Origin of the sequence: Cognatilysobacter xinjiangensis (assembly GCF_014651995.1) — a bacterium.
Classification (GTDB): Bacteria; Pseudomonadota; Gammaproteobacteria; order Xanthomonadales; family Xanthomonadaceae; genus Cognatilysobacter; species Cognatilysobacter xinjiangensis.
The window spans coordinates 177300-198823 of the sequence record NZ_BMXY01000003.1 but is presented as its reverse complement, the minus strand read 5'-3'; the positions used below and the strand labels follow the sequence as shown (position 1 = coordinate 198823).

Annotated in this window: 19 protein-coding genes; 5 read left to right on the top strand and 14 right to left on the bottom strand. The window is 69.6% G+C overall.

Going from position 1 to position 21524, the window contains the following annotated elements; translation table 11 throughout:
* Position 1: 1 nt before the first annotated feature.
* Positions 2-877, top strand: coding sequence for a BPSS1780 family membrane protein (locus IE066_RS11715; RefSeq protein ID WP_189450078.1), 876 nt, complete (start codon positions 2-4; stop codon positions 875-877).
* 3 nt (positions 878-880) lie between these two features.
* Here IE066_RS11715 and tatC read toward each other — a convergent pair whose 3' ends face one another.
* The 4 genes from tatC to IE066_RS11695 are packed head-to-tail and all read right to left on the bottom strand — an operon-like array spanning position 881 to position 3191.
* Positions 881-1624: a twin-arginine translocase subunit TatC gene (tatC, locus tag IE066_RS11710; protein WP_189450075.1), complete on the bottom strand. Its 744-nt coding sequence runs from the start codon at positions 1622-1624 to the stop codon at positions 881-883.
* Positions 1611-2033: a Sec-independent protein translocase protein TatB gene (gene tatB, locus IE066_RS11705; RefSeq protein ID WP_189450073.1), complete on the bottom strand. Its 423-nt coding sequence runs from the start codon at positions 2031-2033 to the stop codon at positions 1611-1613. The genes tatC and tatB overlap by 14 nt, the downstream gene beginning before the upstream one ends.
* Positions 2034-2051: 18 nt before the next feature.
* Entirely contained in the window at positions 2052-2285 is a 234-nt protein-coding gene (tatA, locus tag IE066_RS11700; RefSeq protein WP_189450070.1) for a twin-arginine translocase TatA/TatE family subunit, read from the bottom strand.
* 57 nt (positions 2286-2342) lie between these two features.
* Positions 2343-3191 carry a lipid-binding SYLF domain-containing protein gene (locus IE066_RS11695; protein WP_189450068.1) on the bottom strand — a complete coding sequence of 283 codons (849 nt, stop codon included), beginning with the start codon at positions 3189-3191 and terminating at the stop codon, positions 2343-2345.
* 155 nt (positions 3192-3346) lie between these two features.
* Here IE066_RS11695 and hemH point away from each other — a divergent pair, with 155 nt between their 5' ends.
* Together hemH and IE066_RS11685 are read left to right on the top strand one after the other, a co-directional pair.
* The gene (hemH, locus tag IE066_RS11690; protein WP_189450066.1) at positions 3347-4315 is read left to right on the top strand and encodes a ferrochelatase; all 969 of its coding nucleotides are present in this window, start codon (positions 3347-3349) and stop codon (positions 4313-4315) included.
* Position 4316: 1 nt separating this feature from the next.
* Complete coding sequence (locus tag IE066_RS11685) at positions 4317-5174, top strand: alpha/beta fold hydrolase (RefSeq protein WP_189450064.1); 858 nt, start codon at positions 4317-4319, stop codon at positions 5172-5174.
* A 72-nt stretch (positions 5175-5246) separates the two neighbouring features.
* Here the strand turns inward: IE066_RS11685 and IE066_RS11680 are convergent, their stop codons facing one another.
* From IE066_RS11680 to ttcA, 8 genes are all read right to left on the bottom strand, one after another.
* Entirely contained in the window at positions 5247-6680 is a 1434-nt protein-coding gene (locus IE066_RS11680) for a tol-pal system YbgF family protein (RefSeq protein WP_189450063.1), read from the bottom strand.
* Between the two features lie 20 nt (positions 6681-6700).
* A complete protein-coding gene (locus tag IE066_RS11675; RefSeq protein ID WP_189450060.1) occupies positions 6701-7174 on the bottom strand; it encodes a hypothetical protein in 474 nt (157 codons plus the stop codon).
* Position 7175: 1 nt separating this feature from the next.
* Positions 7176-7856, bottom strand: a complete 681-nt coding sequence (locus tag IE066_RS11670) for a C39 family peptidase (protein ID WP_189450058.1) — start codon at positions 7854-7856, stop codon at positions 7176-7178.
* The gene (locus tag IE066_RS11665; protein ID WP_189450056.1) at positions 7853-8278 is read right to left on the bottom strand and encodes a hypothetical protein; all 426 of its coding nucleotides are present in this window, start codon (positions 8276-8278) and stop codon (positions 7853-7855) included. The genes IE066_RS11670 and IE066_RS11665 overlap by 4 nt, the downstream gene beginning before the upstream one ends.
* A gap of 114 nt (positions 8279-8392) precedes the next feature.
* A complete protein-coding gene (locus tag IE066_RS11660) occupies positions 8393-9352 on the bottom strand; it encodes a hypothetical protein (RefSeq protein ID WP_189450054.1) in 960 nt (319 codons plus the stop codon).
* 368 nt (positions 9353-9720) lie between these two features.
* Positions 9721-10506, bottom strand: coding sequence for a M48 family metallopeptidase (locus IE066_RS11655; RefSeq protein WP_189450052.1), 786 nt, complete (start codon positions 10504-10506; stop codon positions 9721-9723).
* A 6-nt stretch (positions 10507-10512) separates the two neighbouring features.
* Complete coding sequence (locus IE066_RS11650; protein WP_189450050.1) at positions 10513-11418, bottom strand: recombination-associated protein RdgC; 906 nt, start codon at positions 11416-11418, stop codon at positions 10513-10515.
* A 286-nt stretch (positions 11419-11704) separates the two neighbouring features.
* Positions 11705-12628: a tRNA 2-thiocytidine(32) synthetase TtcA gene (gene ttcA / locus IE066_RS11645; RefSeq protein ID WP_189450047.1), complete on the bottom strand. Its 924-nt coding sequence runs from the start codon at positions 12626-12628 to the stop codon at positions 11705-11707.
* A 111-nt stretch (positions 12629-12739) separates the two neighbouring features.
* Here ttcA and IE066_RS11640 point away from each other — a divergent pair, with 111 nt between their 5' ends.
* Positions 12740-12949: a YdcH family protein gene (locus IE066_RS11640; protein WP_189450044.1), complete on the top strand. Its 210-nt coding sequence runs from the start codon at positions 12740-12742 to the stop codon at positions 12947-12949.
* On the opposite strand, the gene plsB is transcribed toward IE066_RS11640, so the two are convergent.
* Positions 12950-15700: a glycerol-3-phosphate 1-O-acyltransferase PlsB gene (gene plsB / locus IE066_RS11635; protein ID WP_189450041.1), complete on the bottom strand. Its 2751-nt coding sequence runs from the start codon at positions 15698-15700 to the stop codon at positions 12950-12952.
* A gap of 413 nt (positions 15701-16113) precedes the next feature.
* Here plsB and IE066_RS11630 point away from each other — a divergent pair, with 413 nt between their 5' ends.
* Positions 16114-19317, top strand: a complete 3204-nt coding sequence (locus tag IE066_RS11630) for an autotransporter domain-containing protein (RefSeq protein ID WP_229790795.1) — start codon at positions 16114-16116, stop codon at positions 19315-19317.
* 117 nt (positions 19318-19434) lie between these two features.
* Here IE066_RS11630 and IE066_RS11625 read toward each other — a convergent pair whose 3' ends face one another.
* Entirely contained in the window at positions 19435-21414 is a 1980-nt protein-coding gene (locus tag IE066_RS11625) for a UvrD-helicase domain-containing protein (RefSeq protein WP_189450036.1), read from the bottom strand.
* Positions 21415-21524 lie beyond the last annotated feature (110 nt).

The following is a 21524-nucleotide window of genomic DNA, read 5'->3' as shown; positions in this document are numbered from 1 at the left end:
CATGACACAGATCCGCAAAGTTCCCGCCAGCGCCGGCGCCGACTGGCTCGTCACCGGCTTCCGTCTGCTGCGACGCTCGCCGCTCGGCCTCGGCACCCTGGGCATGCTGTTCGGCCTGCTCGGGCTGGTCGCCAATCTCGCGCTGCAGCGCTCGGTCGAGCTGGCGATGGTGCTGCAGTTCGCGCTGATCCTGCTCGGCCCGCTGCTGCTGGCCGGCATGGTCTACGCGGCGCGCGAGGTCGAGGCCGGCCGCCCGGCCACGCCGGGCCACCTGCTGCGCGGCATGCAGGAAGGCAAGGCGCCGCGCCTTCTGGCCACGCTGCTGCCGCAGATCGCCGCGGTGATGCTGCTCATGGTGCTGCTGTTCGCGCTGATCGGCCCGAGCGGCATCGAATCCATGGCCGAAACGTTGCAGAAGCTGCAGGGCCAGGCGCAGCCCGATCCCGCGCTGGTGTCCGAGCTGCCGCTGCGGCGCATGATGCTGTGGCTGCTGATCGCGATCGTGGTCGGCGTGCTGACCGGCTTCTTCACCTTCACCGCGCTGCCGGACATGATGTTCACCGAGCGCGGCGCGTTCGCCGCGATGGGCGCGAGCTTCCGCGCCTGCCTGCGCAATCTTCCGGCGATGCTGGTGTTCTTCGTGCTGCTCGCGATCGCGGTGGTGGTGCTGCAGGTGCTGGTGCTGCTGATCGCCGCCATCGTCGGCTCGGTGGCCGGCCTGTTCGCCGCCGAGATCGTCGTGCAGCTCGTGGTGCCCGCGGTGCTGATGCCGGCCATCACCGGCGCGATGTACATCGCGTGGAAGCAGATGCTCGGCGACGGCGAGGGCCACAGCGGTGCGGCCGCGCCGCCCGCCTTCCACGGCATCGAGGCCTGAGCCTCAGCGCCTCGCCACCAGTCGCGAGGCGAGGATGCCCGCTTCGTAAAGCAGGCACATCGGTATCGCCAGCATCAGCTGCGACACCACGTCCGGCGGCGTGATCACCGCCGCGACCACGAAGATGCCGACCACCGCGTAGCCGCGCCATTCGCGCAGCTGCGCCGGCGTCACCCAGCCCAGCAGCACCAGGATCACCAGGGCCACGGGCAGCTCGAAGCTGGCGCCGAAGGCGAGGAAGATTACCAGTACGAAGTCGAGGTACTTGCCGATGTCGGGCGTCTGCGCAACGACCTCGGGGGTGAACTTGGCGAGGAAACCGAACGCGGCCGGCAGCACCACGAAGTAGGCGAACGCGCAGCCCAGGTAGAACAGGCCGACCGCCGATACCAAGAGCGGCATCGCCACGCGCTTTTCCTGGCGGTACAGCCCCGGCGCGACGAACGCCCAGGCCTGGTAGAGCAGCCAGGGCGCGGTGGCGAACAGCGCGGTCATGAAGGCGAGCTTCATCGGCACGAAGAAGCCGCCCGCGGGATCGGTGGCGATCAGATGCCCCGAGCCCGGCAGCGTTTTCAGCAGCGGATGCGCGAGCAGCGTGTAGATGTCGGCCGCGAACGGCATCAATGCGACGAACACCACGATGACGCCGACCGCGCCGCGCAAAAGCCGCGCGCGCAGCTCGATCAGGTGGTCGAGCAGGCGGGGCGCGCCGGTCGGCGGCGGCAGCGCGTCGTCAGCGCGGCTCATGCGGCGAAGGCGTGGTGGACGGCTCGGTCATGCGCAGCTCGGCGTCGTCCTGCTGCGCGCGCAGCGCGCTGTCGTCGACACGGGGCGTCGCCGGCTCGGGCTCGGCGACGCCGGGCGGGCGCGCCATGCGTGCCTCGGCATCATCCAGTTGCGCGCGCAGTCGCTCGCCATCGGCGCGCAGGGCGTCCTGCGCCTCGCGCATCTCCTCGCGCGCGCGCAGGATGCTGCGGCGCATGTCCTCGTCGGCCAGTTCGTTCTCGAGTTCGCTGCGCACGGCGTACCACTGCGCGCGCGCGCGGCGTACCCACAGGCCGGCCATGCGCGCGGCCTTGGGCAGGCGCTCGGGGCCGAGCACGATCAGCGCGACCAGCGCGACGACCAGCAGCTCGGAAAAGCCGATGTCGAACATGGCGCCGCGCGCCGGGGCTCAGCGACGGTCGCGGTCGACGTCGCTGGCGTCGCGGTCGCGCTCGCGCGTCGCGGCCTCGTCGCGGCGCTCGTCGGCGAGGCGCTTGGCCTCCTCGTCGCCGCGCACGCCCTTCTTGAATTCGCGCACGGCTTCGCCGACGTCACGCGCGCCGCTGGTGAGCCGCTTGGTGCCGAACACCAGCACGACGATCACCAGAACGATCAACCAGTGGGTAAGGCTCCAGCTGCCCATGGCGCTGCCTGCTTGAAAAATAGAGCGCGCAGGATAACGCAGCGCCCTGTACGGGACTTACGGCAGCGGTTCGGTTTTCACCGCGGGTTCGGCGTCCTGGAACGGCTGCGGCGCCGGCTCGGCGGCCACCGGCGCGGCCACCGGCACCGTCGTAGGGCCGCTCGGCTGCACGGGCGCGGCGACGGCGACGTTCGCGCTGGTGCCGCGTTCGGCGCGCGCGGCGGCCGTCGCTTCTTCCAGTGCGTCGCGGAAGTCGACCAGTGCCGTCGACGGCGCGCTGCGCGCGCGGCCCTCGAAGATCATGCGCGGCGTGGTGCCGGCGCCGTAGGCGAGCTGGTTGGCCTGGTCGTCGACCTGCAGCGCCGCGCCGTCGAGCGCGATGCCGGCGAACAGGCCGCGCGCGCGCGACCACGACCAGATCTCGGCCTTGAGCTGGCCGTCGGTGGCCGTCGCCGCGCTGCGGCCGACGGGGCCCGCGGCAACCGACGCATCGGCGCCCAGCGTCACCTTGCCGTTGACGATCGAATCCACGCCGCGCGCGCCGCGGAACACCAGCACGATGTCGGAGGACTGCAGGCCGGCCTGGAAGCCGATCGAGCCGCCGGTGAGCTTGACGAAGGCCGGCTGCGACCAGGTGCCGTCGGGATTCTTCACCGCCATCACGCCGTGGCCGCGGCGGCCGCCGACGACGAGGCCGATCTTCAGCGTGTCGGGCACCACGACGATCGCGCGTGCCTCGTCGAGCAGCTTGTCGGGGATCGACGACTCGGGAATCTCGCGGATCTCCTGCAGCACGCGCAGCGAATTGCGCGCGCGTTCGTCCTCGGCCGGGCCGGCGATGGCCGGTGCGGCGACGACGAGGCCGAGCGCGAGGACGAGGCCGGACAGGCGGGGAAGACGGGCCATGGTCGATACCGGAAGAGGGCGGGTGGTTCAGGCTAGTGAGGCCGGGATGAATATCAAGCAACCGTAGCCGGCGCCGCGGCCGCTCGGTGCGTCGACGACGCTGCATTCCGTCGCCCCGGCTGCGCCCGCATGTGCGGCGCTGTCATGCTATGCCGATGACCGCCGCGCCCCGCACCGCCCTCGTCCTCGCCAACCTCGGCACGCCGGATGCGCCGACGCCGGCGGACGTGCGTCGCTACCTGTCCGAGTTCCTGCACGACCACCGCGTGGTGTCGATGACGCGCTGGCTGTGGTGCCCGCTGCTGCACTTCGTGATCCTGCCGTTGCGCGGCGGCCCGGTGGCGAAGAAGTACGCGTCGATCTGGATCGACGGCGAGGACGGCGGCTCGCCGCTCGCGGTGTACACGCGGCGCCTGGCGCGCGCGGTGCAGGCCGAGATGCCGGACGTGCGCGTGGTCGAGGCGATGCGCTACCGCCGGCCCTCGCTGCAGGGCGTGCTCGCGCAGCTGGAAGGCGAGGGCTACGCGCGCATCCTGGTGCTGCCGCTGTATCCGCAGTACTCGACCACCACCACCGCGTCGATCGAGGACGTCGCCGCGCGCATGGACGCGATCAGGCCGCGCGTGCTGGCCGACTACCACCTCGACGCCGGCTGGGTCGCCGCCGTCGCCGACAGCATCCGCGCCGGGCGCGAGGGCCTGTCGGGCGATCGCCACCTGTTGTTCTCGTTCCACGGCATCCCCGAACGCCTGATCCGCGGCGGCGACCCCTACCAGCGCCAGTGCGAGGCCTCGGCCGCGGCGATCGCCGACGCGCTCGGGCTCGAGCACCGCCAGTGGTCGCTGGCCTACCAGTCGCAGTTCGGCAAGGAGAAGTGGATCGGCCCGTCGACGCAGGCGACGCTGCAGTCGCTGGCCGCGCGCGGCGTGCACGACGTCGACGTGGCCTGCCCGGGCTTCGCGGTCGACTGCCTGGAGACGCTCGAGGAAATCAGCGAGATGCTCGCGCACGAGTTCGCGCAGGCGGGCGGTCGCATGAACTACATCCCCTGCCTCAACGACTCGCCGGCGCATGCGCGCGTGATCGCCGACATCGCGCGGCGCGAACTCGACGCGATCGCCTGACATGCGCGAGATCCACCTCGACACGCCGTTCGGGCGGCTGGCGGCGCTGCGCTTCGGCCATGGCGGCACGCCGGTGATCGCGCTGCACGGTTGGCTGGACAACGCGGCGAGCTTCCTGCCGCTGTCGGCGCATCTCGACGGCCTCGACCTGGTCGCGCTCGACCTGCCCGGGCACGGCGCCAGCGCACACCTGCCGGCCTCGGCCGAGTACACGCTGGTCAATGCCGCCCGCGCGGTGCTGAGCGCGGCCGATGCGCTGGGCTGGACCCGCTTCTCGCTGCTCGGCCATTCGATGGGCGGCGCGACCGCGACGCTGGTGGCCGCCGGCGCGCCGCAGCGCGTGGCGCGGCTGGCGCTCATCGAAGCGCTCGGCGGGCTGACCGAGGCCGAGGACCGCACCGCGCAGCGCCTGCGCGAGGCGTTCGCGGCGCAGGCCGAGCCGGCCGGCGCGCGTCGTCGTGTGTTTCCCGATGTGGCCCTCGCGGTGCGCGCGCGCCTGCAGGCCGGCGGCCTGGGCGAGCCCGCGGCACGGCTGATCGTCGAGCGCGGCCTCGCGCCGGCCGGCGACGGCGGTTACGCCTGGCGCAGCGATGCACGCCTCACGCGGCCCACCGCGGTGCGCATGAGCGAGGCGCAGATGCGCGACGTGATCGCCGCGATCGAATGTCCCGTGCGGCTGGTGCACGCGGTGCCCGCGTTCCGCTTCTTCCCCGCCGATGTACGCGACGCGCGTGCGGCCTGCCTGCGCGATGCCGAGGTCGTGGGGCTCGACGGCGGGCACCACCTGCACATGGAGATCCCGGCGCAGGTCGCGGCGGTGATCGGCGGTTTCCTGCGCGGCGAACGGGCTGCGTCGTAACGTCGGTTCGACCGGAGGACGCAGCGCGACCGCGGCGGCCGGCCCGATCGCGGGCCGATGCGATGTCAGGGATTAGAACGTGATCGGCAGCCGCACCATCAGCGTGGTGTCCGGCGTGTCGCGGGTGACGCCGACGCCGAGCGAGACGTTGAGGCTCATGTGGTCGTTGAAGCGGTAGGAGCCGCCGAGCAGCAGCGTGCCCAGCATCACCCGCACCGAGGCCGGCAACGGTTCGCCGTTCTGCTCCGTGCGGTCGACCCAGCTGTGGTCGTAGCCGATGGAGATCGCCGCCTTCTCGTTGAGCGCGAGGCCCAGGCCGACGTTGAAGCCGAGCACGTCGCCGGCCTTGAGGTCGCCGATCGGGTCGGTCGTCGTTTGCGGGAAGCCCGGCGGCGCGCCGGTGAGCACGGTGCGCGAGACGTTCTTGCGCTCGAGGTTGTGCAGATAGCTGAAGCTGCCGAAGAACACCACGGGGTCGGAGGCGTACAGCCAGGTCAGGCCCGGCTGGATCGATTCGAAGCCGCTGCCGGTCGGCGATTCCAGTGGCAGGCCGGTGCCGGTCGCGTTCTCCACGCAGCGCGTCACGCAGTCGGTCACCACCTCGAACAGGTCGCGGCCGGTGCGCGACTTGTAGCGCAGCCAGCCGACCCAGTACGCGCTGTCGGGGCTGCCGCGGTTGAACTGGTAGCGCGCGGTCACCTCGACGTCGCCGATGCCACTGCCTTCGGTGTTGAAGGCGGTGTCGGTGGCGCTGCCGGTGAAGATCTCGCGGCTCACCGTGTCGGTGTAGCTGTAGACGTACGGCACCTTCGCTTCGACCTCGAAGCGGTTGGTGACCCCGAAGCGCCCGGTGAGCGCGGCGGTGACGGTGGTCGTCTTGACCTGGCGCACGTCGATGAGGCCGATCAGGATCGCCGGGATGACGGTGTAGCCGATCAGCGCGACGCGGTCGTTCGAGGAGTAGCCGACCTGCATCGAGGGTTCGAGCACGAAGTGCCCGCGCGGCGTGAGCACGCCGGGCTGCTCGAAGATCTGCGCGAGCTGCGGGCGCGAGCTCTCTTCGGTCGGCGCCTGTCCGACCGGCTGCGTCGGTGGTGCGCCGTTGTTCGGCGCGGCGGCCTGCGCGGCATTCACCTGCGGGCCGGTGGACGCGGTCGTCGCGCCACCGCCGGTGGCCTGCGGGTCCGCGGCCATCGGATCGAGCGCGTCCAGCGCGGCAGCACCCGAGACGATGCCGGTCGCCGCCGCGGCGCTGCCGAGCATCGACGGCGCGATGGCGCCTTCGCCCCGCAGCGAGTCGAGCTGGTCGGCCCGCACTTGGTCGCGCAGCTCGGCGATGTCCTGCGACTGCGCATCGAGCTTCTGCCGCAGCGCGGACAGCTCGGCGGCCTGCGCCTCAACGAGCTTCTCCAGCTGCGCCATGCGATCGGCGTCCTGCGCATGCGCGGTGCCGGCGAACGCCAGCGAAACGGCGATGGCCAGGGTCAGGCGACGGAGCGGGGGCATCGGCGACCTCGGAGGGCGTATCAGGGCGTGCCGCCGAGACGCAGCGCGTCGTCGAGCGAACGGGAGAAGTTCATGCTCTGCAGCAGGCCGAGCGTATTCACCGTGGCGTGAAGACCCGTCAACGCCTGGATCTGCTGGTCGTCCAGCGCGTTCTGGATCACCACCGTGCCGATGCCGGGCGTGATCGTGGTGGCGCCGCCGACCTGGATGGTGCGGCCGTCGGTGAGCGAGGCCAGTTCGCGTGCCTGGTCCGGCGTGATCGTGGCGAGGTTCGGGATGTCCACGCGCTGGGCGACCACGAGTTCGCCGTTCACCGAGACGAGGCGCTCCAGCCCGAAGCCGATCGCCAGGCCACCGGGCAGCTGGTAACCGCCGCGCAGCCCGTCGAGTTCGCCGGGTTCGATCGCGGGGCCGAAGTCGTCGGCGGCGCGCACGGCGGGTGCGAATACCAGCACGACGAAGAGGAAGGGTGCGAGCAGGGCGGGCAGGCGCATGTCAGAAATCTCCCGGTCCACGACGTGGCATGACCACGTCCTGCAGCCCCCGCCGCTGGATGCCGATGGCCAGCGGTGCCGCGGGCGCGATGCGCCAGTCGGCGGGGCGGTTGAATTGCGCGACGTCGCGGCGGTTGTGCACCACGAACAGCACGCGGTTGTCCCAGAGCTGCTCGAAACGCGCACGCGGCATCGAGCGCGTGCCACGGGCCGGATCGCCGAGCAGCACGCGACCGCCCTTCAGGCCCTTCACCACGACGAAGTGGCGATAGCCCTTGTCGTTGAGCAGCACGATGGCTGGCACGCCTTCCTCGGCGAGCTTCTCCAGCGGCAGCCGGAAGCCGTCGGCCTGGTAACCCAGCGACGCCAGGTAGCGCCGCATGTCGAGCATCGAGAACCCTTCCTTGCGGATCTTCGCGGCGTCGCCGTTGGCGTACATCTCGCGGAAGACGTCCATCTCGCTGACGCGGTGGCCGTACTGGTAGGTCAGCAGCGTCGCGGTGGCCGCCGAGCCGCAGCTGAAGTCGTACTGCTGGCGCACGGTGTTGCGAAAGCGCGCCTCCTTGAGGCTGGTCACCGGCACCGAATAGGCGCTGCCGGATGCGCGCAGGTCGACCGTGCTCGCGTGCGCATGGCCGGCGAGGCCGACCGTCAGCGCCAGCAGGAATGCCGCTGCCCTCATGGCGTCGGCGCGAACTGGATGCTGACCACCGTGCTGTTCTGGATCAGCACGTTGTTGCCGCTGTTCTGGATCACCGTCGACAGGCCGGTGGCGTTGCCGAACGCGCCGCCGTCGACGAGGTTGGCGCCGCTGGTGACGTTGCTGGCGGTGTTGCCGTCCACCTTGCCGTTGACGTCGGAGACGTTGGTGACGGTATGGACGTTGTCGCCGCCGCGCAGGGCGTCGAGCGACTCGCCGGTGAGCGGCTGGGCGAAGGGATCGCCGGGATCGGCAGGCGCCGTGTCCGGCGCGGACGCGGTGTCGAACGACAGCGGGATCTCGCGGACCTGCAGCTCGGGCAGCATCGGCTCGACGGCCTGGGCCGTGGAGGCGAGCAGGCCGAGGCCGGCGATCGCGAGGGTCTTTCGCAGGGAAATGCGCATGGCGTCTCCTTGGGTCGTGGCTGCCGGAGGCCGGCAGGCGGAACCGGCGGGGCCGAAGCCCCGCCGGCGACAAGGAAGCGACGCGCCGCCTAGGCGACGCGTCGGTCGCACCGCTTAGCGGCCGCCCACGTTGAGGTTGGACTGGACCGTCACGCCCTGCTGGATGAACGACGAAGCGCCCGAGTTCTGGCCCATGACCATAATGCCGGCGGCCGCGTTGGCCGAGCCGTTCATCTGGTTGGAGGCGTCGAACGTGCCGGCGTCGGCCGTGCTGGTGCCGCCCGTGCCGCCCGCGCCGCCGTCGCTGCCCGGCGCATCGCCGTCGCCGTTGGCGTAGCCGCCGTAGCCGTCGCCGCCGTTGCCGGCGCCCGCATTACCCGAGTAGGCGACGTTACCGAAGCTGCCCACCGAGTTGCCCGACACCGAACCCAGCAGCACGGTGGTGGCGACCGCCGAGCTCGAGTTGAACGAGTCGGTCGTGGTCTGCGTCGCCGACGCACCGCCGCTGGCCGCGACGCCCATGTTGTCGGCGGCGGCCATGCTGTTGTCGGAGTTGTCGCTGTTGTCCGAGTTGTCGGAATTGTCGTTATTGGAGTCGTTCGTCGAGTTGTCGGCGAAGTTCAGCGAGTTGTCGGTGTTGTACGAGTCGTTGGTCGAATTGTCGGAGTTGTCCGAGTTGTCGTTGTTCGAGTCGTTGGTCGAGCTGTTGTTGTACGAATCGGCGATCGCGACCGAGTTATCCGAGTTGTCGCTGTTGTCCGAGTTGTCCGAGTTGTCGGAGTTGTCGGCGAAGTTCAGCGAGTTGTCGGAGTTGTCGGTGAAGTTCAGCGAGTTGTCCGAATTGTCGGAGTTGTCGTTGTAGGAGTCGTTCGTCGAGCTGTCGTTTCCGGAATCGGAGACCGCCAGGTCGAGGTTGCCCGAGTCGCTGACGTTGCCGGAATCGGTGTTCGAGTTGTCGTTGTACGAGCCGTTCGTCGAGTTGTCGTTGTAGGACTCGGTGATGTCCTGCGCGAAGGCGGGGGCGGCGAAGCCGAGCGCGATCGCGACGGAAGCGGCGATAAGGGTCTTGCGCATGAGACTGTCTCCTGGAGGTCGACATGGGGGAGGAAGGCGCCTTGGCAGGCGCATCGGCCTCGTCGCACATCCCGTGCCAAGTCGTGACGCACGTCACGAAATGCCGATCATCGCCGCCGAATGAACCCTTCGCGAACGTAGTGCCGCTTCGCCGCTCCAGTGGTTTCGCGCTTTTCCCGGAAAAGCCTTCGCCGCTGCAGAAAATTTTGCCGCGACGGTGCGGTGACGAAACCGTTGGGTTTCGTCGGCGCTTAATGAAGTTTCGACGTCGCCCTGATGCCCGCTTCGCACCGACCGCACATTCCGGCTTTATCGACGGTGTGGCGAGATGAGCCCCGCATGCAGCCGGGCACGAGCGTGTCCGCCTATCAACCCGCAGGCGTATCGCAGGCCGCGCGCAGCGCGGCCTTGATCGGCCGCCCGCGTGTACGCAACAGGTCGCGCTGCGCTTCCCAGTCCGGATAGCGCCGCTCCACTTCGTCCCAGAACGCGCTCGAATGATTCGCCTGGATCAGGTGGCAAAGCTCGTGCACCAGCACGTATTCGAACGCGGCGGGCGGCGCGATGACCAACGCAAGGTCCAGCCGCATGCGGCCGTCCGGGGCGAGCGAGCCCCACAGCGAGGTCAGCGGCCGGATGCTGACGTCGCGCGGCGCCCGTGGCAGCGACGGCAGGTATTTGGGCAACCAGCGGCCGACGTCGGCGCGCGCCTGCGCGAGGTAGAAATCGGCGAAGGCCTTGCGCACGCGCCGCGCGTCAAGCGCAGGTGGCAGGGTGGCGGCGATGCCCGCCTCCTCCAGCTCGACACGCAGGAAGCGGCCCTCGCGCCAGGCCAGCGGCACGTCGACGCCGCGAAGCGGCAGCGTCGTGCTCGTACCGACCTGCAGCGGCTCGACGCCGTCGAACGTATGGCGCAGCTGCCCCGCCAGCCAGCCCGCGTGTTCCTGCACGAAGGCGAGCGCACGTCGCTCGCTCGTGCGCGGCGGCATCGTCAGCCGCACGCCGCGCTCGGTCACCGTCAGGCGCAGGCCGCGCACGCGGCGGTTCTCGACGCAGCGCACTTCGACCGTGCCGCCGTCGGGCAACGTCGCCCGCAGCGGCGCGCGCGGCGCGGCAGGCGTCGCGACCTGCGGCGGCCGTGCGCGGAAGAACACGGCCGCTTACTCGACCTTCGACAGCTTGAACGCGGGCTCGAGCACGCTGAACAACCGGCGCAGCTCGTGGCTCATCAGCGCGAAGCGCGCCTCGAGCTCGGCGCGCAGGTCCTCGCGCTCGGTGTTCTCCAGCGTGTCCACCGCGCCGTCCAGCAGCTTGAACTTGCGGATGACCAGGTCCTCGCCGAGCACGAAGCTCACGTGGTCGTCGAGGTTCAGCGCGAGCCGCGTGACCTGCTTGCCGCTCTGAAGGTGCTTGTCGATCTCGGGGTTCTTCTCGAGCTCCATGCGCTGGCACTTCACCACCGCGCCCTGGTCGAGCGCGTCGCGCAGCTCGCATTCGTCGCCCATCGACAGCCCGTCCGGCAGTGACTCGCCGGCCAGCCAGCCGGTCAGCACCGAGCGCGGCGCCACCTCGGCATTCAGCGGCAGCGCCGGGAAGCTGCCCAGCGCCTTGCGGATCTCGCTGACCACGTTTTCGCCGGACTTCTTGCTGGACGTGTCGATGGCGACGATGCCCTGCTTCATGTCCAGGATTGCGTCGGTACGGGTCGGGCGCACGAAGGCGCGCGGCAGCAGCTCGGTGATGAGCTCGTCCTTCAGCCGCTTGCGCGTGCGCCCGCCCGGGCGGCGGCCTTCCTTCTGCTCGATGTCGTCGAGCTTTTTCTGCAGCATGTCGTTGACCACCGCACCCGGTAGCAGACGGTCCTCGCCGCCGACGGCGAGCCAGTAGGCCTCGTCGAGCACGTGCTTGAGGCCTTCGGTGTCGCGGCCGAACGGCGAGATGAAGCCGCGCGTGGAGAGCTCCATCGGGCCGACGGGGCGCAGCGCGCATTCGGCCAGACCGGCGTCGAAGGCGTCGAGCTGCAGGGAGGTCGGGAAGCGGAAGAGGGTGATATTGCGAAAGAACATTCGGTTTGATTTCTTCTTCGAGGTGCGAGGGATGCCCGTCGCAACGTGTTGAAAAGCGAAAGCGTTTCGTGCGCTGTCGCGCCCGAGTGACTTTTCTTTGCCGCTGCAAAGAAAAGCAACCAAAAGAAAGCAACTTCCCCGACGGATCTACAGCTCGCGACCGGCGACGCCTGCGCAGATCGCCACACTCGGCCTCCTGTCTCGGGTGGCGACGGCCGACATCCTGTCGGCGCCCTTCGGGTCTTACGATTGATTCGGCTTGTGCGTTACCCGTACGAGGCGGCCGTCAGTTCTCGTCGTCACCCGGCGCTCCCGCGAGCCAGGCATGCGCATCGGGCAGCGGCGCGTCGCTGCGCGCGCCGAGCGCCATGAAGTCGAAGAGCTTGGGGTCGCTGAGCTGCGAGGGGCGGATGTCGCCCAGCGCACGCGCGATCGTCTCGATGCGGCCGGGCGATTCGCGCTCCCAGGCGTCCATCATCCTCTTGACCTGCTTGCGCTGCAGGTTCTCCTGCGAGCCGCAGAGGTTGCACGGGATGATCGGGAACTGCTTCGCCTCCGCGTACGCGGCGATGTCGTCCTCCTTGACGTAGGCGAGCGGGCGGATCACCACGTGCTTGCCGTCGTCGCTGAGCAGCTTGGGCGGCATGCCCGAGAGCTTGGCGTGGAAGAACATGTTGAGGAAGAACGTGGCGACGAGGTCGTCGCGGTGGTGGCCGAGCGCGATCTTGGTGAAGCCTTCCTGGTCGGCGTAGGTGTACAGCGCGCCGCGGCGCAGGCGCGAGCACAGCGAGCACATGGTCTTGCCCTCGGGCACGACGCGCGTCACCACCGAATACGTATCCTGCTCGAGGATGTGGTACTTCACCCCGATCGACTCGAGGTAGGCCGGCAGCACGTGCTCGGGGAAATCCGGCTGCTTCTGGTCGAGGTTGACCGCGACCATCTCGAAGCGCACTGGCGCCTTCTTCTGCAACTGCAGAAGGATGTCGAGCATGGTGTAGCTGTCCTTGCCGCCGGACAGGCAGACCATCACCTTGTCGCCGTCTTCGATCATGCCGAAGTCGGCGATCGCGCGACCGACCTGGTGGCGCAGGCGCTTGGCGAGCTTGTTGGCCTCGTGCGCCTGCCGGCGCGCGGGCGACCGCGGAGCGGGTTCGGCGAGCGTCAGGACGGGAAGGTGTTCGACGTGAGCGGGCGACGGCGTACTCATAGGCCGCCATTCTACGGAAGGGCTGTCTCCGCACCTGACGAGGTTCAGCGGCGCGTCCGGCATCACCTTCCGCCGCTCCCCGGCATCGCCGGGCCGGGCTAAGCTCGCGGCATGAACGACGGCCGCACCCCCGCCGACATCGCCCGCCAGCTGGCCGACCTGCGCCAGCAGCACCGCGACCTCGATCTCGCGATCGACGGCCTCGCGCACGCGCCGATCCACGACGAGCTCGCGATTACGCGTCTGAAGAAGCGCAAGCTGCAGCTCAAGGACTGCATCGCGCGGCTGGAATCGGCGCTGATTCCCGACGAACCGGCCTGATCAGGCGGCCGGCTTCGCCGCCTCGGGGCTGACCTTCTCGATCGAATGCCGCAGCTCGCGGCCGAGGATGAACTTCGCGTCCTTGGCCCAGGCATCCAGGCGCTCGTCGAAGGTGAGCTTGCCGTTCTCGTCGGCCCACACCAGGCGCAGCTCGCGCAGCTTGGCGATGAAGCCGCGGAACAGCGACTTGTCGAAGAACTCCGGCGCCGCCGGCGCATACAGCAGCGACAGGCGCTGCGCCGCCAGCTGGCAGAGCGTTTCCAGCTCGCCCGCGCTCAGCGTGCCCGGGCCGTTCTTCACCAGCACCGAGATGGCGATGTAATAGCGCTCGAACGCCTGCTGCAGCGAATGGCCGATCGCACGCAGGCGGAACACCTCGTCGGACTGGCTGGCGTTGCGCGAGAGCTGCTCGCGGTCGTCCTCGTCGCGCGCGCGCAGAAGGCCCTCGGCCTCGAACAGGTCGACGGTCGCGCGCAGGCGCTCGACGAACTGGTCCTCGCTCCACGGCAGGAACAGCTCGGCCTGCAGGAACGGGTACACGCTGCGGCCCAGGCGCAGCACCGAGGACAGCGTCATGCGGCGGTTGTGCTGGAAACAGCAGGCAACCCAGGACGCGGCGGTGAACAGGTGCAGCACGTTGTTGCGGAAATAGCTCAGCAGCACCGCCTTCTCGTCGTCGACCTCCAGCACGTCGCCGAGCGGATGCTTCACGCGCAGCAGCACGCCGATCTCCTCGCCGTGGGCGATGATCTCCTCCGGCGTATGCGGCGTGACGGTGACGCGGTCGGAATACGGCAGCTGCGCGAGGATCTTCTTCGACAGCGCGATCTGCTGCAGCAGGTCGGCCTCGCTCATGGCGTGCTTCGGCGTGGACAGCATCGCCAGCGCGAGCAGGTTGATCGGGTTCACGTCTGCCGCGCGGTTGATGTTGACCTGGATGCGCTCGGCCAGCGTGTCGACCGTCGCCGCCATCCACGACGGCTTCTCGTCCTCGGGCAGCGGGCGGCCGTCCCAGTCGGGCGCCTTCTCGGCCAGCACGTCGGTCAGGCGGATCGGCTCGCCGAAATTCACCACCACCTGGCCGTAGTTGCTCGACAGCACCTTCGGGATGCCCATCAGCAGCTGCCAGATCGATTCCTTTTCCTTCGGCTTGCCGGACAGCTCGTCGAGGTAGCTGCGGCCTTCCATCAGCTTCTCGTAGCCGATGTACACCGGCTGGAACATCACCGGGCGCGTGGGCGCGCGCAGGTAGGCGCGCAGCGTCATCGCGATCATGCCGCCCTTGGGTTGCAGCAGGCGCCCGGTGCGCGAGCGGCCGCCCTCGATGAAGTACTCGATGGAGTAACCGCCGGCGACCAGCTGCGCGAGGTATTCGGAGAACACCGCCGAGTACAGCGCGCTGCCGCGGATCGAGCGGCGCAGGAAGAACGCACCGCCCTTGCGCAGGAACGTGCCCACCACCGGCAGATTGAGGTTCACGCCCGCGGCGATGTGCGGCGGCACGATGCCGCGCGTGTACAGCAGGTAGCTGATCAGCAGGTAGTCCATGTGGCTGCGGTGACAGGGCACATAGACGACTTCGTGGCCGGGCGCGTCTTCCTTCACCCGGTCGAGGTGGTGGACCAGCACGCCGCGGTAGATGCGGTTCCACACCGGCGCCAGCAGGAAGCTCGCCGAGCGCACGACCGGGTGCGAGTAGTCGGCCGCGATCTCGTAGGCGTAGGCATGCGCCTTCTTCCACGCCTCGGCCACGCCGGTGTTGTCGCGGCGCGCCTGGTCGGCGATGGCGTCGAGCACGCTGGGCGCGGCGAGTACGCGGTCGACCAGCAGGCGGCGCGTCGACAGGTCCGGCCCGATCACCGCGCTGCGGATGCGGCGGAAGTGCGTGCGCAGCACGCGCGAGAGCTTGCGCACCGTGCGCTCGGGCGGCAGGCCCTCGTCGGCGATGGCGCGCATCGACACCGGCGGCGCGAAGCGCACGTAGGTCGAGCGGCCGTTGAGCGCGATCGACAGCAGGCGGCGGAAGCGGCCGACCAGCTGCCAGTTTTCCGAGAACAGCACCGAGAACCAGCCGCTGGTCTTCTCCGGCGCGCGGCCGACGAAGATCGACACCGGCACCAGCTGCACGTCGAGCGCCGGATCGGCGCGGTGCGCCTCGATCAGGCGTGCCAGCGATTCCGAATGCGACTTGCCGTTGGGCACCTGCGGCCGCTCGAGCACGCCCGGAATGTTCGGGATCGGCGCGATCGGCCCCACGCTGCGGCGCGATAGCGCGACATAGGCGCGGCCGCGGCCGGTCGGATCGCCGGGAAGCGGGTTCAGCGGGGACGGCAGGCCGGCCTCGCGGCAGGCGCGGTCGAGGATCAGTGCGTTGGAGAGGCCGTAGTCCTCCAGCACGTAGCAGACCGGGCGCCCGTTCCACTCAGGCAGCACGTGTTCGGCGGGCGCCGCCGGTTCGATCTTGAGCGCCACCCACGGCGACAGCACGCGGCCTAGCACGCGCGCCCACAGCGGGCGCGAGGCAGTGTCGACCTGGCGCGGACGCGGCGGCGGGGGCGGCGGGTCGAGCACGGAATCGCCCGGCGTCGCGCCCGGCATCGGCAGCTCCGGCTGGTCGGGATCCACGGCGTCGCCCGCCGGCGGCGCGGACGCCTCGACGGGCGTCGACGCCGGATCGGACGTCGAAGTGCCCGATTCGGGCATGGAGCCGTCGGGAAACGGCAGGGGCGTCTGCTGGGCCATCGCCGGCATTATGCCGAAGCGGCTCCATCGGGCCGCGGGCGCCGCCGGGCCCGTTCACGGACTGCGGCGTGCATCGCAGACCCGTCCGCTCGACCCCGCGGCCGGAAAAGAAAAAGGAGGCCGAAGCCTCCTTCCAAAATCCGACCGGAGCCGGCGGGACAACAACGAGTTGGACAGCGCCGGCCGGAGCCGGACGAGAGATAGCTTAAATAAACGTTATTCCTAACACAACGGCACGGGTTTGCGTCGTAGGTTATTGATTTTTCGATCTGCGTGTCGCCGTCGTCCCTACGCCCCCTCCCAGTAGACGAAATCCGGTCGACAATCCGGCCAGCGCTGTCGTATACCCCTCGGTCCGCGACATGTCGCGGCCAACGGCCTGCCAAGGGGGTGGGCCGTTTTCTTTCAGAAATGGGGATTTCATGAAGAATCGTTCCAAGCGCGACACCCGCGCGGGGCTCGCGCGCTCGCTACTTTCCTGCGCGGTCGTCGCCGGCTTGGCGGTCGGTGCCGTCCTGCCCGCCGCTGCCCAGCAGGCTCCTGCCGAAACCGGCCGCGTCGGCAATCCCGACAGCTGGCGTACGCGCGAATTCAATGCCGACTGGGGGCTGGGCGCCATCAACGCCCAGTACGCCTATGCGCGCGGCCTGACCGGTCGCGGCGTCCGTCTCGGCGTCTTCGACAGCGGCGCTGCGCTGGGCCACGGCGAGTTCGCCGGCAAGAGCACCCGCAGCATCCGCATCGCCGACCTGCTGCGCGATGGAAGCCGCTGCGCCAACAACGTCGCGCTCGACGGCCCGGACGCCTGCTTCAGCTCCGATGGCGGCAGCGTCGCGGTGGACTATTTCGAATACACCGACGAGGACCGCGCGCTCGTGCAGTACCTCGTCGACATCGGTTACCTCTACGACTGGGTGCCGGAGTATCTGGAGTCGCTGGCCGGCTTCCATTACGGCACGCACGGCACGCACGTCGCCGGCACCATGGCCGCCAATCGCGATGGCCGCGGCACCCACGGCGTGGCCTTCGGCGCCGACCTCAGCGCTGCCCGCCTGTTCTCCAATACCTACCAGGACCTCTTCAGCCTGCTCGGCGTGAACGGCGGCCAGAGCCTGGCCATCGGCCCGGACAGCTCGGCCGTCGCCGACATGTATGCGCAGATGGGTGCGCAGGGCGTGCGCGCGATCAACCACAGCTGGGGGCTCTCGACCGAACCGAACACCGCGGCGGACATGGACGAGCTCTACCACCTGCCAGGCGTCGACGAGTACTTCAGGACCTATGCCGACCCGTCGCTCGAGGGCCACGTGCTGCAGGTGTTCGCCGCGGGCAACAACTACGGCGACATCGCGGGCATCTACGCCACGCTGCCGCGCTACGTCGAAGGCCTCGAGAAGTACTGGCTGAGCGTCGTCAACGTCAACGACAGCGGCGACATCGACGAGAGCTCGAGCATCTGCGGCCTGAGCCGCGACTGGTGCGTGACCGCGCCGGGCACCGACATCGCGTCGACCATCGTCGACGGCCGCATCGACGGCAACGTGGTGCGTGACGACAAGGGCAATGTGATCGGCCTGGATATCACCAGCCAGCAGCCCGAGTACGGCTATGGTTACATGACCGGTACCTCGATGGCCGCCCCGCACGTCACCGGGGCGCTCGCGTTGCTGATGGAGCGCTTCCCCTACCTCGACAACCCGCAGATCCGTGATGTCCTGCTGACCACGGCGATGGATCTCGGCGCCAAGGGCGTGGACGAGATCTACGGCTGGGGCCTGATCGATCTCAAGAGGGCCATTGAAGGGCCGGGGCTGCTGCGTGTCGACACCGACGTGGTGATGAACCAGCACGCGGGCGGCGTGCACACGTGGTCGGGCCTGGCCTGGGACGACTGGACCAACGACATCGGTGGTCCGGGCCGGCTGACCAAGTCGGGCATGGGCTGGCTGCGCCTTTCCGGCGACAACGGCTTCGCCGGCGCGACGGTGAAGCAGGGCGTGCTCGAGCTCACCAGCGACAACGCGCTCACCGCGGCGACCACCGTCGACGGCGGCGTGTTTCTGCTGGGCGGTCGTCTTTCAGGCAGCACGCTCACGGTGAACAACGGCGGCACTGCGACCGTCAACGGCGCCGTGGCCGGCGCTACGACCCGCGTCAACGCAGGCGGCCGCCTCGGCGGTACCGGCACGCTCGACGGCCTGTCGGTCTACGGCACCGTCGCGCCGGGCAACAGCATCGGCACGCTGCACGTCAACGGCACCTACCTGCAGGGCGCGGGTTCGTTCTTCGAGGCGGAACTCGGCGCCAACGGCGCGTCCGACCGCATCGACGTGGCCGGCAACGCCGTGCTGCAGGGTGGCACCGTGCGCTTGTCGGGCCCGTCGGGTACCTACCTGCTCGGCCAGCAGTACACGCTGCTCAACGCGACCGGCGGCGTCACCGGGCAGTTCCAGGCGCTGGACCGCAGCGCGTTCTCGCCGTTCCTGCGCTTCGACCTCGCCTACGGCGCGAACGCCATCGGCCTGAACGTCGCGCGCGGAATGGCGCTCGCCGACGCCGGCGGCACCGCCAACCAGCGCCGGGTCGGCGCCGCGGCCGACGCCATGGCGGTCACGAACTCGCTGCTCACCTCGCTGACCCAGCTGTTCCCGGCGCAGGCCCAGGCCGCGTTCGATGCCTTGGGTGGCGAAGCGCATGCGAGCACGCGTGCACTGCTCGTCGACACGAGCCGCCACGTGCGCGAAGCGGCACTCGCCCGCGGCCTGCCGCAGGCGGCACCGGGCGCGGATGCCGAAGGCGGCACGTCGATCTGGGCGCAGGGCCTCGCGACCGGCGGCCACGTGAATGCCGACGGCAATGCGGCGCGCATTGACGCGCAGGGCAGCGGCGTGCTGGTCGGCGTCGACCACACGTTCGCCGGTGGCTGGACCGTCGGTGGCCTGCTGGGCCGCAGCGAGGACGATTTCAGCGCGGGCGCACGCGCCAGCCGCGGCGACACGCGTGCCACGCAGCTGGCGGTCTACGGCGGCAGCCGCCTCGGCGGCGTCGGCCTGAAGGGCGGCGTGGCCTGGGCGGATCACGACATCGACATGCGTCGTCGCGTCGCGTTCGGCAACGTCGACCAGACGCTCGTCGCCGACTACGGCACGCGCACGCTGCAGGGCTTCGTCGAAGGCAGTTGGCGAGTGGAGGGCGCGAATTGGGCGGTGGAGCCCTACGCACAGATTGCCCACGTCCGTGTGGATGCCGATCGCTTCAGCGAGACGGGCGGAAGCGCCGCGCTGACCGTCGAGGGCGACAGTCGTGTCAACCTGTCGACTGCTGGCGTGCGCTTCGCGGTGATGCCAGCCGGCCGCGGTCAGACGCCCGGCTGGCTGCAGTTGCGCGGTGGTGTTGGTTACCGCCACGCGTCCGGCGATCTCGACTCGGCCACGCAGGCCGTGTGGGCAGGCGGCGGTGCGTTCAGCGTACAGGGCGCCACTCTGGCCGAGAACGCATGGACGGCCGAGGCAGGCATTGGTGCGTGGCTGAGCCCGCGCACGCTGCTCGAGCTGGGCTACACAGGCCAGCACGGTGATGAGGCGCGCGACCACGGCGCCTCGGCGCGGATCTCTGTCCGCTTCTGACGGCACAGGATGCATGGATGCATCACGGAGAAGGCGGCCGAAAGGCCGCCTTTTCTTTTTCGCGTCTAGAGACCGATGCAGGTGATTGACGCCCAGGTGTCGGGCATCGACCGATCCTCAGCCGTCAAGTAAGGCCCGGATCGCCGCGAACCCGGCGTCCGCGCGCGCCTTCTTGTTCTCGGCATCGGCCACCGGATCGGCGCCGTCGCGCTGGATTTCGGTAGCGGGCAACTCGTCGAGGAAGCGGCTGGGCTTGAGCCGGAGCACTTCGCCCCAGCGCTCGGCGCGCTTGGAGTACGACAGCCAGAGCCGCTCCTTTGCGCGGGTGATACCGACGTAGAGCAGGCGACGCTCCTCGTCCAGACGGCCTTCGTCTAGGCTCGCCTCGTGCGGCAGCGTGCCGTCCTCCATGCCGACGATGAAGACGTAGCGGAATTCCAGGCCCTTCGCGGCGTGCAGGCTCATGAGGCGCACCTGGTTGCCGGGCTCGCCCTTGTCGGCATGCGAGAGCAGCGCGAGCTGCGCGGCGAGTTCGCCCGGGCCGGCGTTGCGCGCGCCCTCGAACCAACCGGCGAGTTCGTCGATGTTGGCCTTGCGACGCTGGAAGCTCGCCTCGTCCTTGCACTGCGCGCGCACGCTCGCGAGCAGGCCGCTGCGCTCGGCGACCTCGCCGACGAGTTCGGCGGGCGTCGCGTGGGCCGACTTCGCGCGCAGCTGGCGCACCAGCGTCGCGAAGGAATCCAGGGCATTCGCGGCACGCGGCGGCAACTGCTTCAGCGCGCCGACGTTCTCGATCGCGCGCGCCATCGGCATGTGCGCATGCGCGGCGAGTTCGGCGAGCTTGGCGAGCGTGCCCGCACCGACCTCGCGCTTGGGCGCCTGCACCGCGCGCAGGAACGCGGCGTCGTCGTCGGGATTGGCGAGCAGGCGCAGCCAGCTCAGCACGTCCTTGACCTCGCCGCGGTCGAGGAACGCCGTGCCGCCGGAGAGGTGGTACGGCACGCGCTGCAGTTGCAACGCTTTTTCGAGCGCGCGGCTCTGGAAGTTGCCGCGGAACAGCAGGCAGAAATCGCTCCACGGCGCGCACGTGCTGGCCGCGATGAACTGGATCTCCGCCGCCACCTTCTCCGCCTCGTGCGCGGCGTCGCGGCATTCCCAGATGCGGATGCGCTCGCCGTCGGGCTGGTCCGACCACAGCGTCTTCAGGTGCTCGTGCGGGTTGTTGGCGATCAGCGTGTTCGCCGCGCGCAGCACGCGGTTGCTGCAGCGGTAGTTCTGCTCCAGCTTGACGATGCGCAGCGTCGGGTAGTCGCTGCCGAGCTGCAGCAGGTTGTCGGGGTTGGCGCCGCGCCAGGCGTAGATCGACTGGTCGTCGTCGCCCACGCAGGTGAACAGGCCGCGCGGGCCCGCGAGCGCCTTGAGCAAGCGGTACTGCGCGTCGTTGGTGTCCTGGCACTCGTCGACGAGCAGGTAGCCGATGCGCTCGCGCCAGGCCAGGCACATGTCCTCGTCGGCTTCAAGCAATTGCACGGGCAGCCGGATCAGGTCGTCGAAGTCGACCGCGTTGAAGCTCGACAGGCGCTGCTGGTAGAGGTCGTAGACGGTCGCCGCCTCGATCTCGCGCGGGGTGCGCGCCTCGCGCATCGCTTCCTCGGGCGAGAGGCCGGCGTTCTTCGCGCGCGAGATCAGGCCCTTCACCGCGTCGATGACGTCGGGCTTGCTGCCGGCGGGCAGCAGGTCCTTGATCTGCGCGGTGCTGTCGTCGGCATCGAAGATCGAGAAGCCGCGGCGCAGGCCCGCCTTCGCGTGCTCGATCTGCAGGAACTTCAGGCCCAGCGCGTGGAACGTGCAGATGGTCAGGCCGTCGGCCGCATCGCCCCTGATGCGCTTCGCCACGCGTTCGCGCATTTCCTTCGCGGCCTTGTTGGTGAACGTGATCGCCGCGATGCGCTTGGCCGGCATGCGATTGGATGCGATCAGGTGCGCGATCTTCTCGACGATCACGCGCGTCTTGCCCGAACCGGCGCCGGCGAGGACGAGGAGAGGACCGTCGCAATGCTCGACGGCAGCGCGCTGCTGGGGATTGAGGCCGTGCATCGGAACCACCTGCGGGCGGAACATTGTGCCGTACTGCCCGGGGGTGTGAAATTCCCGGATGACGCCGCCAACGTGCGGGCGTAGAGTCGGGCGGGCCTACCATGGAGGGG